This window comes from Bacteroidota bacterium (genome assembly GCA_038746285.1).
Lineage (GTDB): Bacteria > Bacteroidota > Rhodothermia > Rhodothermales > JANQRZ01 > JANQRZ01.
The window spans coordinates 63,493-74,815 of sequence record JBCDKT010000014.1 but is presented as its reverse complement, the minus strand read 5'-3'; the positions used below and the strand labels follow the sequence as shown (position 1 = coordinate 74,815).

Genomic DNA, 11,323 nt, shown 5'->3' with positions numbered 1-11,323 from the left:
GTGGCTTTTCTTGACTCGCCCACTCGCCCACTCGCCCACTCGCCCACTCGCCCACTCGCCCACTCGCCCACTCGCCCACTCGCCCACTCGCCCACTCGCCCACTCGCCCAGCTCACCCGCGGCCGAACCGGCGCTCCAGTTCGTCCATCGAGACCTTGATCATCGTCGGGCGGCCGTGGGGGCAGGTGTAGGGCATCGCGCAGGCGAAGAGTTCGTCGATCAGCTTGCGGGCCTCCTCCTCGGGTAGCGAGGTCCCAGGGGCGACGGCGCTGCGGCGGGCGATGCTCTTGGCGAGGCTCTCGCGCCCGCTGAGGTGGAGGTCGCTGCGGTACTGCTTGTACTGGTCGAGCACGTCTTCCAGGAGGCGCTGCACCGAGTCGCGCGAGACGCCGGTCGGGACGCCCTGCACCTTGACCGTCCGGCCGGAGGACGGCGCGAGGTCGAAGCCGAGTTTCTGGAGGTCGGTGGCGAGTTCGAGGATGAGCTCGTAGTCGGCCGCCGGGAACTCGATCGTGACCGGGAAGAGAAGCTGCTGCGAGAGCGCGAGGCCACCGTCGAGCGAGGCCAGGGCCTGCTCGTAGAGGATGCGCTCGTGCGCGGCGCGCTGGTCGAAGAGCATCAGGCCGGAGCGGACCGGCGTGACGATGTAGCGGTGGTGGAGCTGCCACACCGGGGGCCGCTCGCCGAGGCCGAGCGTGCCCGCCTCGTCCTCCAGCGGATCACCCTCAAACGGCTCGGCGCTGGACGGAATCGGGGCCGCCGGGCGTGGGGCATCGTCCCGCGAGAGGTCGTCCACCTCGGGCACGCCGAAGCGGACCCGGCGCGGGGCGGGCGCGGCCGTCGGTTCCGGCCCAGGACTGGCGTCGAAGCGGACCGGCTGGATGGCCGGCGGTGCCTCGGCGCGGCCGACGCCGGCGAAGCCGTCGCCGAGGCTCGGCGTGATGTCGGCGTCGCCGAGCGCCTTCTTGACGACGGCGCGGACGAACCCGTAGACCCCGCGCTCGTCGTCGAACTTCACCTCGGTCTTGGTCGGGTGGACGTTCACGTCGACGTGGCGCGGGTCGAGCGTGAAGAAGAGCGTGAAGAGCGGGTAGGCCCCCTTCGGGAGGAGGTCGCCGAAGGCGGTGGCGACGGCGTGGTCGAGCGAGCGGTTCTTGACGTAGCGCCCGTTGATGAACAGGAACTGCTCGCCCCGGCTCCGGCGCGCGCCCTCGGGCCGCCCGACGAGGCCGCGCACCGAGAGGTAGCTCGTCGCCTCCTCGACGCGGACGAGCGCGTCGTCGCGGCGGTCGCCGAGGAGCTGGCCGACCCGCTGCCGGAGCGCCGCCTCGAAGCCCTCGTCCGAGCCTGCCCCCGCGGAGGCGGGGGGCGCGAGCCGGTAGACCTCCGCGTCGTCGTGGACGAGCGCGAAGCCTACCGTCGGGTTCGAGAGCGCGAGGAACTGGAAAGTCTCGACGAGGTGCTTGAACTCGGTCGCCGGGGACTTGAGGAAGTTGCGCCGCGCCGGGACGTTGAAGAAGAGGTTGCGCACCGCAATCGAGGTCCCGTTCGGAGCCGCGCACGGCGACTGGTCGACGACCGTGCTGCCCTCGATGCGGACGCACGTCCCGGCGGCGTCGCTCCGGCGCTTCGACTTCAGCTCGACCTGCGCCACGGCGGCGATCGAGGCGAGGGCTTCGCCCCGGAACCCGAGCGTGCGGATGCGCTCCAGGTCGGCCGCGTCGGTGATCTTGCTCGTCGCGTGGCGCCCGAAGCACGTCGCCGCGTCAGCCGGCCCCATGCCGCACCCGTCGTCGACGACCTGGATCAGCTCGCTGCCCGCTTTCTGGAGGACGACCGTCACCTGGCGCGCTCCGGCGTCGAGCGCGTTCTCCATCAGCTCCTTCAGCACCGACGCGGGCCGCTGCACCACCTCGCCCGCCGCGATCTTGTTGGCGAGCGCCTCCGGCAGCACGCGCACGAGCCCGTCCGGCGCAGTCTGCGCCGCCGCCTCGCTAGCGGGAATGTCGGTCTTGGGGGTCATGGGTCGAGGGCCGGAGTCAACCGGAAACTAGGCGAGGAGCGCGGCGGAGCGATAATCAAAAGATGATGCCCTGCCGGAGCTCTGCCGGCGGTCTTCCGGTGGGCTCAGCACGGCGAGCGATGCTAGAGCTTCACGTAGAGGTACAGCGCGAGCAGCAGCAGCACCGCGACGGCGATGAAGGCGGGCTGCTTGCCGCGCCGCGTGTTGGTCTTGAACCGGAGCCGCTGCTTCAGCCGCTCGTCGTGGCTCGGGTCGTAAAACCTCGGCTCGTAGGTGAAGCGGCGGGGCTTGGGGCGGTGACGGGGCGACAGCATCGGGGCCTGTTTCGGATGGCGCGAGTATACCGCCCCTCCGCTGCCACCGTTCCGTCAGGGCCACTGGCTGAGTTCATGATTTGCCGGTTGACTGATTATGGCACCTCAATCACCCAATCAGTAAATCACCCAGTCACCAAATACCTCTAACGTGGTCGAGGTAGAGCACGACGAGCGGGACGGCGATCAGCATGGCGTCGATCCGGTCGAGCATCCCGCCGTGGCCGGGGAGGTAATCGCCTGAGTCCTTTACCCCGACCGAGCGCTTGAACATGCTCTCGGCGAGGTCGCCGAGCTGGCTCACCGCGCCGCAGACCAGGCCGATCACCGCAACGTCGACCCACGACAGGAGCGGCACCAGCGTGACCTTCATCACCGCTACGAAGGCGAGCGCCCCGAGCACTCCGCCGGCGGACCCGGCCCAGGTCTTCTTCGGCGAGATGCGCGGGAAGAGCGGGCGCTTGCCGAAGGCCCGCCCGGTGAAGTAGGCGAGCGTATCGGCCGCCCAGATCGCCACCATCGCGGTGAGCGTCAGGAGGACCGCATCAGTCTCGCCGAGGGCCTCGGCGCTCAGCACGCGGAGTTCGACGAAGTAGCCCGCCAGGACGGCTGGGTAGAAGACCCCGAGGCACGTAGTCCCTATGTTCGGGATCGGGCCGCCGACGGCGTCGCTCAGGGGCCGCCGCCACAGTTCGGCGATGAGCGCCCCGGCGAGGCCGACGACCGCGAGTGGAAGCGCCGCCGCCCACACCGGCCGGACGATCACGAGCGCGCCGACGGCGAGGCCGACGCTCTTGAGCGGCCGGATGCCGCCGGCCTCGGCCATCGCGTAGAGGTCGCGCTGCGCCAGCAGCCCGACGAGCACCATGAGGCCCACGAAGAACCACCCGCCGAGGTAGACCGCCCCGATCACGAGCGGGACCCCGACGAGCGCGGTGAGGAGACGCTGCGTGAGGTTGCTCATGGTTCGTGAGGCGTGACGCGTGAGACCGAGCACAACCGTTGGGGGAGCATACACACCAAATACCAAACCCGGCCGCTCACTAGCAGTATGTCATCAGCAGTATGTCATCCCGAACTTGTTTCGGGACCTAAGGGTGTTCCAACGAGATGCTGAAACGAGTTCAGCATGACACTTTGAGCGAGTCTGGCATCACGCGTCACGCATCACTTCTTCACCGGCTCGTCGTCGTCGGGGGCGGAGAAGCGGAGCGCGTCGGGGCCGGAGTCGAGCATGCCCTCTTCATCGGCGGTGTAGGCGTCCTCGGCGTCGGGGTCGGCGCTGAGCGCGGCCTCGGTCAGCTCGGCGTCGGTGAAGGGCTGCGCGTTGATGACCTCCTGCGCCGCGCCCACGTCCTCGGGCCGGACCATCACGCGGACGGCCGCCATGTCGCCGACGTTGAGGTTGAACGAGTGGTCCCGCTGCGTGAGCACGACCGCCGCGAGGCCCGCCGCGTCGAGGCGGTCGCGGACGAGGTCGGCCTCGTAGTCGGTGGAGGTGTTGAAGACGGAGACCCAGTCTTGGTAGGTGCGCGGATCGTCGGACATGGCTGGTCGGGGATGAGGGGCGTGGAGGGAGAGAGGGGAATAGAGGTCGGGTGCGTAGAGCGAGAAGTTGGAGCGAAGCGCCCTCACGCGTCACGTCTCACGAATCAGCAGAGCGCGCCGCCGCCGGAGGAGGAGCACGACGATCCCGGTAGTGGCACCGGCGCTCAGGACGGCAAGATACCACGGCACCGCGATAGCGTCGAGCGCGACGAGGTCGGGGCCCGGGCGGCGCGCGAGGTAGTCGCTCACGACGACGGCGAGTCCGTTGTTTAGCAGGTGGACGAGGACGCCCGCCCACAGGCTGCCGGTCACCCACACGGCGAAGCCCATGTAGAGCCCGAGCGTCGCCAGCGGGAGCAGCTGCGTCGGGCGCAGGTGGAACGCCCCGAAGAGCACCCCGACGAGCACGACGCTCGCCGCCACCCCGAAGCTCCGCTCGACCTGCCGCTGCAAATACCCCCGGAACATCACCTCCTCGCAGACCGCCGGCGTGACGGCGACGAGCAGGAGCGTGACGAGCACGTTCATCTCGGCCCCGAGGACGCGCTCGATGAGCGCCACCTGCTGCGCGTCCCACGCCCGCCACGACTCCGGCAGCGGCAGGTCCGCGTTGAGCGCGCCGAGCCACGCCACGAGCGGCAAGAGGGCGAGCAGGCCGAGGGCGCTCAGGCCGAGGTGCACCCCGTCCGACCGGCGCACCCGCAGGAACGACGCCGTATCCCGCGTGTGGAGCCAGGCCACGAACAGCACGAACCCGAGGAACCCGGCCGCCTGCCCGAGCGCGTTCCCGCCGAAGAGCGCCAGCGCGTTGTCCTCGAGCGACTCCAGCACCGCCTCCATGTCCAGCCCTCCACCCGTTTCGCCGAGCGCCGCCACGATCATCACGACCGACCCGACGAGTTGGTAGACCACGAACCCGCCGACGAACGTCATGAGCGCCATCAGGAGGGGGTGGAACCGCTGCCGCTCCAGCAGACCGTTCAGCCGCACCGGCTTCGCCCACGGCACCGCGTCCCGCAGCACGGGCGTCGCGTCGAGCGGGGCCGGAGCGTCAGGCGGCAGCGTGGCAGGATCGGGCATAGGAGATAGGCGCTGATTGGACGGCCGGCTAGTTGGGTGAGTAGAGCGTCCTAGTCACCCAATCACCAAATCGCCCAATCGCTCAATAACTGTAGTCCAGTCGCCCGCGAACACCTCGACGGGGACGCCGCCGAGCGCGGCCGAGAGGTCGTCCGGGGTGTTCCGGCCGGGGCGGTTGTCGAGGAACAGGCCCTCGAAGTTGACCGAGTCCGGCGGCAGGAGGACGAGGTCACCGAGGCGCCCGGCGTCGGCGAGGGGCTTGAGGGCGGCGTGGAAGCTCTTGAAGTTCAGCAGCCCGCTCACCGTCACCGAGTCGCCGAAGAGCCGGTTCTCCGCCGCGACCACCTGCACGTCGAGGTTCTCGACCTCGCGCAGCACCGGGGCAATACGTTCTTCGAGGAGGGGTGCGGTGAGAGTGCCCGAGACGAGCGTCAGCGTCCGCGGCTCGGGGAGGGCGTCGGGGAAATAGGCGCGCTGGTAGTCCAGCTCGTTCAGGAAGTCGCGGCTCATCCCGACGCCGTTCTCCATCAGCGGGTAGCCGTCGTAGTCATCCTCCTCGGGAAAGTCCCGTTCGGCGAGGAGGTACATCTCGTCCGAGAGGTAGACGAACCCGCGCCCGATCTCGGACCGGAACCGCGCCTGCCAGGCCTCGACCTGGGCGATGAGCGCCCGAGCCTCGTCGGGCCGCAGCGTGCGGAGGTCGGTCAGCTGGCGCCGGTGCTTCGTCAGCCCGACCGGGACGATCGAGAGCGACTCCATCCGGTCGTGCATCGCCGCGAGGTCCTCGACCGTCTTTTCGAGCGCCGCGCCGTCGTTGAAGCCGGGGACGAGGACGACCTGGGCGTGCATGTCGATACCGTGGGCGCGGAGGTATTCCAGCTTCTCCATCAGCCGGTCCTGCTGCGTGCGGTGGCCCATCATCCGGCGGCGGATCTCGTCGGTGGTGCAGTGGACCGAGATGTAGAGCGGGCTCAGGCGCTGCTCGACGATGCGCCGCATGTCACGGTCGCGGAGGTTCGTCATCGTGATGTAGTTCCCGTAGAGGAACGACATGCGGAAGTCGCCGTCGCGGAAGTAGAGCGTGTCCCGGAGCCCGACGGGGTTCTGGTCGACGAAGCAGAAGACGCAGTCGTCGCCGCAGGTCTTGATGCGGAACTCCTCGAAGGCTGCCCCGAGCGGCTCGTCGAGGTCGCGCGAGACGGACTGCTCGCGGAGGTCGCCGCCCATGCGGAGCTTGACCACGAAGCGCTCTTCGGCCGCCTTGAAGCGGAGGTCGAGTTCGTCCTGCACCGTCTCGCCGTTGACGGCGAGGAGCTGGTCGCCGGGCCGCCAGCCGAGGTCGTCGGCGAGCGAGCCGGGCTCGATCTCGGTGATGCGGACGGGCACGGAGTCGCGGGTCGGTGGGCGTGCGCTTCGGGTGCGTGGGCGGAGCTTCCTGTTCGTCGTTTACCTAGCTCTGACTACACACGAGCCGTTCCATACGTCTAGTCGCTCAGAGCGGGTCCGTGAAAAGTCCGTGCCGGGCGCGGGTCCGCTTTGCATCTCCCGGCCGGTTTCGTAGCTTAGGAGCACGAGCAGCGTGCTGCTCACCGTGCGCCCGTAGCTCAGCTGGATAGAGTGCCAGATTCCGGTTCTGGAGGTCGCAGGTTCGACTCCTGCCGGGCGTACACGCCGCACAGAATCGCCTCTCTCGGCCCTGAGAGGGGCGATTCTGCATTTAGCGATGCCTTTCCGCGAAGCCATCGACGCCGACCTCCCAGCGCTCGCGGCGCTCTACGCCGAGGCGGTCCGCGCCGCCGGCCCGGCGTACTATACCCCCGAGCAGGTCGAGACGTGGGCGACAGCAGCCGGCCTCCCGACGTTCCGGCGGCTCGTCCCGCGCCCGCTGACGCTCGTCGCGGAGGACGAGTTCGGCCCTGCAGGTTTCGCAGGTCTCGCTCCCGACGGGCATGTCGCGTCGCTCTACGTCCGGCCCGACCGGATGCGGCAAGGCATCGCCTCGGCTCTGCTCCGCGCCCTGCTCGACCACGCTGCCGACCAGGGTATCGAGCGACTCTACACCGAGGCCAGCGCGCTTAGCCGCCCGGTCTTCGAGCGCTTCGGGTTCGCCCTGGACGAGGTCGAGCGCGTCGAACTGCGCGGCGTGGCGTTCGAGCGCTACCGGATGGTGCGCAGAAACGGGACGGACCGGCAGGCGTAGGCGACCTCTCTCCCCGTCGGTTCACCTCCCGTCTATGTCTCGTCTCAACGCCGCCTTCCTCCTCAGCCTCGTCCCAGTCCTCGCCGGGTGCCTCACGATTCCCCTCGAAGAGGACGGGGTGTTCCAGGCCGAGCGGACCGTCACGCCGGGCGACTTCGACGTGCCCGGCCTCACCCTGGAGGTGCTGTCTATTCCCGTCGCCGACGGCGTCACGCTCGACGCGTGGTGGATGCGCCACGACGACCCGCGGGCGACGGTGCTCTACTTCGGCGGGCAGGGCTTTCTGCTCGTCAAGGCGCGCGCCACACTCGAAGCGCTCGCCGCGCAGCGGATGAACGTCCTCGCTTTCGACTACCGCGGCTACGGGCGGAGCGACGGGACGCCGTCGGTGGAAGCCCTGAAGGACGATGCCCGCGTGGTCTACGACACCCTCGTCGCCCGTCCCGGCGTGGACCCCGGCCGGCTCATCGCCCACGGCCACTCGATGGGCTCGTTCGTGGCGACGGCGCTGGCGACCGAGCGCCCGGTCCCGGCGCTCGTCCTCGAAAACCCGGCGACCGACGTCGAGGGCCTCACCTCGGCACTCATTCCGCTCCTGCTCAGGCCGTTCGTCCGCTTCGACATCGCCGAGCCGCTCCGGGGCGAGAGCAACGTCGAGCGCCTGCGCGCCCTCCCCGGCGTGGCCCTCCTCGTCGCCGGCGGCGAGAACGATGTTATCACCCCGCCCGCGCTCGCCCGCGACCTGCACGACGAGGCCGCCACCGACCGGAAGACGCTCGTCATCGCCTCCGGCCGCGGTCACAACGACATCACTGCGTCGGAGGACTTTGCCGAGGCGTTCGATGCGTTTCTAGACCGGCACGTCGCTCCGCCCGCGCCCTGAGCCGGGGTCTAGGTCCGCTTCAGCACGACGAGCGTGAGGTCATCGTCGAGGGTGCCGCCGCCGGTGAAGCGCCTCACGTCGTCGCGCACGGCACCGAGCACGGCCTGAGCGGACTCCGCGGCGTGCGCCTGGATCCGGGCCAGGAGCCGGTCCTCGCCGTACTCGTCGTCGTCGTCGGCCGCGCTCCAGGCTTCGGTGACGCCGTCGGTGAAGAGGACGAGCGTGTCGCCCGGCTGGAGCTCGGACGCGCCCGAGGCGTAGGGCATGTCGGGGAACGCGCCGAGGAGCACGCCGCCCTCTTCGAGCCGCTCCACCGAGTCATCGGCCCGGACGAGAAAAGGCGGGTTGTGCCCAGCGTTGACGAAGCGGAACTGCCCGTCGCGCCGGTCGAAGACGCCCCAGAAGAACGTGATGAAGGTCGTCAGCCCGGTGTTGCGGTGGATGACGTTGTTGACGCGGGCCGTGGCGGCGGCAAGGTCGACGGTCTCCGCCGCGAGGCTGCCGCGCAGGACGTGGAGGCACGCCTGGAGGTTCGCCATCAGGAGCGAGGCCGGCACGCCCTTGCCCGACACGTCGGCAATCGCGACGAGCAGCCGGTCTTCGTCGAGCGGCATCAGGTCGTAGTAGTCGCCGGCGACGAAGCGGCTCGGGAGGGCGAGCCCGGCGAGGTCGAGGCTCTCGAAGGCGGGCAGGTCCTGCGGCAGCAGGCGCTCCTGGATGTCGCGGGCGAGGCGCATCTCCTCTTCCAGGCGCTCCTTCTCGATCCGCGCCGCGACGCCGCGCGCGTTCTCGATCGAGGTGAGGGCGAGCGAGCCGAGCGAGGTCAGAAACTCGACGTCATCGGCCTGGTAGCGCGCCCCGGTCGGGCGGGGGCCGAGCAGGAGGACGCCGCACGTCTCGTCCTGCATCCGCAGCGGGAGGGCGAGCGCAAAGCCGTCGAGGCCGCCCCACTCGGGCCCGGCGTCCTCGAGCAGCAGGAGGCGTTCGAGCCCGCCGAGCCGGGCGAGCATCTCGTCTCCGAGGGGCTCCGTGTTGCGGTCGGCGACAGCCTCGAAGCGCCCGTACTCGTCGCGGAGCAGAAAGACGTAGCGCCCGACGAGGAGCTGCCCCATCAGGGCGAGCGAGAAGAGCCGGACCGAGCGCTCCACGTCGAGCGTCCGGCTGAAGGCCTGCGAGAGGTCGAACAGGGTGTCGAGCTGCTGGACTTTCTGGCCGAGGTCCTGGTTGGCCTCCTGCAGTTCCTCGACCATCCGGGCGTTGTGGATCGCCGTGGCCGACATGTGGACGAGCGAGTCGACGAAGGCGATCTCGTCGCCGGTGAAGGCTCCGCCCGTCGCCTTCGCCCCGAGGCCGACGAGGCCGATGGCGCGGTCGTGGTAGGTGACGGGCAGCAGGAGGACCACGCCGCGCTCGCGCAGCAGCGCCGGCACGTCGTCGCCCTGGACCACCGCCCGGGGCGGAGCGCCGAGTTGGAGGAGCGTGTCCGGCGCGAGCGCCGGGATCCCCTTGACGGTCTCCACGCGGTGCGCCCCCGCGAGCGGATCGTCGAGCAGGACCACGCCGCGCGTGACGAAGAGCTTGCTCATCGCCGTCAGCAGGAGGTTGCCGAGCACGAAGTCGATCTCCAGCGACGAGCTCAGCAGGCGGCTCGTTTCGAGGAGCGCGCGGAGGTCGAACTTCTGCGTCCGGGCGTCGGGCGTTTCTGGTTCCTGGTTCCTGGTTCCTGGTTCCTGGTTCCTCATGGTCACGCGCTTTGACTAACTAGAAACCAGAAACTATAGACCAGAAACCGTTTCGTCCAGGTGAACGACCTCGGCTTGCCGGGCAAGGCCGCCTTCGATCTGGAGCCGCACGCAGGTCTTGACCGTGTGGAAGCCCTGCCGCCCCGCTGCGCCCGGATTCAGGTAGAGCATCCGGCCCAGGCCTGCCACGCGCTCGATGCGGAGGATGTGGCTGTGTCCGCAGATAAAGATGTCCGGCCGCTCCGCGCGCAGCATCGGCCCGATGCCCTTCGCCCAGCGCCCCGGCCGCCCGCCGATGTGGGTCATCCAGAGCCGCAGCCCTTCGATGCGGAGGCGCTGGTGTTCCGGGGCGCGGTGCCGGACCGGCTGCCCGTCTATGTTGCCGTAGACTGCCCGCACCGGCGCGACGGCTTCGAGCGCGTCGAGGACCTCCGGCGTGCCCACGTCGCCCGCGTGGAGGATCAGGTCAGCGCCCGCGAGCATCTCGGGCAGCGCCGGGTGCAGCCAGCCGTGCGTGTCGGAGACGATGCCGAGCGTCACCGCAGGGTCAAGCGGAGGCCGAAGCGGAGGCTCTGGAAGCGTGGGCCCCATGTGTTGGTCTCGCCCTCGATGTCGGTCCACGCCGCCACCGGGACGCCGATGAACGGCGAGAACTGGTAGCCTGGCCGGTTGAACTCCACGCCGGCGCGGAGCCACCCCACGCCGCCTCGGTACCGCCCTGTCGCTTCCTCCTCCTCGTCCTCCGCTGCAAGCTCCGCGCCGGCGTCCTCGAACGGGCGCGACTCGACGAGGTCGTAGTCCATCGCCTCGGCCAGCAGCGTCAGGAAAACGTTGCTCCCGGCCGGGTCGAAGTGGACGTGGTGCCCCCACATCAGGTGGATCTCCTGGCCGATGGCCCGTGTCCGCACGAGCTCAGGCTCGGGCACCTCCAGGCCGATCTCCAGCGGGTTGGGGACCTGCAGGCGCTCGTAGCCGACCTGGGCGTGCCGCAGGCCGATCGCAAAGCTCGACGTGACGGTCGGCGAGAGGTTGGAGGTGGAGACGAACGCGATGTCGGTCTGCCGGAAACCCAGCCCGCCCTCGCTCGCCGGGTCGACGGCGATGCGCACGGCGTAGTCTGTGCCCTCGTTGTGCCAGTAGGGCTTGAGGACGATCCAGCTCAGCCGGACGGGCCCGCCGCCGAGTTGGCTCACCAGGCCGCCGCTCGCGTCGAAGACCGCGCTCACGTCGAGCTGCGAGGCGAGGGCGTAGTCGAGCTGGAACGAGAGCGCGAGCGGGCCGCGCGGGTCGGCGTCGGACGAGCGCTGGAAGGGGCCGGACGAGCGGTAGCCGATCTCGCCGGAGAGCGCGAACCCGTCGTAGAAGGCCCGCCGCGCCGACTCTTCCTGGTAGAACGGGTCGAGCACATCGAACGGCCGCTGCGCGAGGGCGAGCCCCGGCAGCAGCGCGAGGCCGAGCAGGGCCGCGAGCAGCACCCGGCTGCGACGCGCGAGAACCTGGAAAGAGCAGGAAACCATGATCGGCCCTCCGTCC

Annotated in this window: 11 protein-coding genes and 1 tRNA gene; 3 read left to right on the top strand and 9 right to left on the bottom strand. The window is 69.9% G+C overall.

Annotation, left to right across the window (positions count from 1 at the left end; all coding sequences use genetic code 11):
- Positions 1-112: 112 nt before the first annotated feature.
- The 6 genes from mutL to AAGI91_06700 form a co-directional block, all read right to left on the bottom strand.
- A complete protein-coding gene (gene mutL, locus AAGI91_06725; GenBank protein ID MEM1042310.1) occupies positions 113-2,023 on the bottom strand; it encodes a DNA mismatch repair endonuclease MutL in 1,911 nt (636 codons plus the stop codon).
- 122 nt (positions 2,024-2,145) lie between these two features.
- A complete protein-coding gene (locus AAGI91_06720) occupies positions 2,146-2,337 on the bottom strand; it encodes a hypothetical protein (GenBank protein ID MEM1042309.1) in 192 nt (63 codons plus the stop codon).
- 133 nt (positions 2,338-2,470) lie between these two features.
- Positions 2,471-3,301, bottom strand: coding sequence for a phosphatidate cytidylyltransferase (locus AAGI91_06715; GenBank protein ID MEM1042308.1), 831 nt, complete (start codon positions 3,299-3,301; stop codon positions 2,471-2,473).
- Positions 3,302-3,504: 203 nt separating this feature from the next.
- Positions 3,505-3,885: a hypothetical protein gene (locus AAGI91_06710; protein MEM1042307.1), complete on the bottom strand. Its 381-nt coding sequence runs from the start codon at positions 3,883-3,885 to the stop codon at positions 3,505-3,507.
- Between the two features lie 90 nt (positions 3,886-3,975).
- Positions 3,976-4,965 (bottom strand): CPBP family intramembrane glutamic endopeptidase, encoded by a 990-nt coding sequence (locus tag AAGI91_06705; protein ID MEM1042306.1) that lies wholly within the window; start codon positions 4,963-4,965, stop codon positions 3,976-3,978.
- Between the two features lie 54 nt (positions 4,966-5,019).
- On the bottom strand, positions 5,020-6,351 hold the full coding sequence (locus AAGI91_06700; protein MEM1042305.1) for a DUF512 domain-containing protein: 1,332 nt from the start codon (positions 6,349-6,351) through the stop codon (positions 5,020-5,022).
- A 207-nt stretch (positions 6,352-6,558) separates the two neighbouring features.
- Here AAGI91_06700 and AAGI91_06695 point away from each other — a divergent pair.
- From AAGI91_06695 to AAGI91_06685, 3 genes are all read left to right on the top strand, one after another.
- Positions 6,559-6,632, top strand: a tRNA-Arg gene (locus AAGI91_06695).
- A gap of 56 nt (positions 6,633-6,688) precedes the next feature.
- Positions 6,689-7,165, top strand: a complete 477-nt coding sequence (locus AAGI91_06690; GenBank protein ID MEM1042304.1) for a GNAT family N-acetyltransferase — start codon at positions 6,689-6,691, stop codon at positions 7,163-7,165.
- Positions 7,166-7,199: 34 nt separating this feature from the next.
- A complete protein-coding gene (locus AAGI91_06685; GenBank protein MEM1042303.1) occupies positions 7,200-8,048 on the top strand; it encodes an alpha/beta fold hydrolase in 849 nt (282 codons plus the stop codon).
- Positions 8,049-8,056: 8 nt separating this feature from the next.
- Here AAGI91_06685 and AAGI91_06680 read toward each other — a convergent pair whose 3' ends face one another.
- From AAGI91_06680 to AAGI91_06670, 3 genes are read right to left on the bottom strand one after another with little or no spacing between them, the layout of a single operon-like run.
- Positions 8,057-9,790: a SpoIIE family protein phosphatase gene (locus AAGI91_06680; protein ID MEM1042302.1), complete on the bottom strand. Its 1,734-nt coding sequence runs from the start codon at positions 9,788-9,790 to the stop codon at positions 8,057-8,059.
- Positions 9,791-9,823: 33 nt separating this feature from the next.
- Positions 9,824-10,330 (bottom strand): metallophosphoesterase family protein, encoded by a 507-nt coding sequence (locus AAGI91_06675; GenBank protein ID MEM1042301.1) that lies wholly within the window; start codon positions 10,328-10,330, stop codon positions 9,824-9,826.
- A complete protein-coding gene (locus tag AAGI91_06670; protein ID MEM1042300.1) occupies positions 10,327-11,307 on the bottom strand; it encodes a hypothetical protein in 981 nt (326 codons plus the stop codon). Before AAGI91_06670 ends, AAGI91_06675 begins: the two co-directional genes overlap by 4 nt.
- Positions 11,308-11,323: the final 16 nt, after the last annotated feature.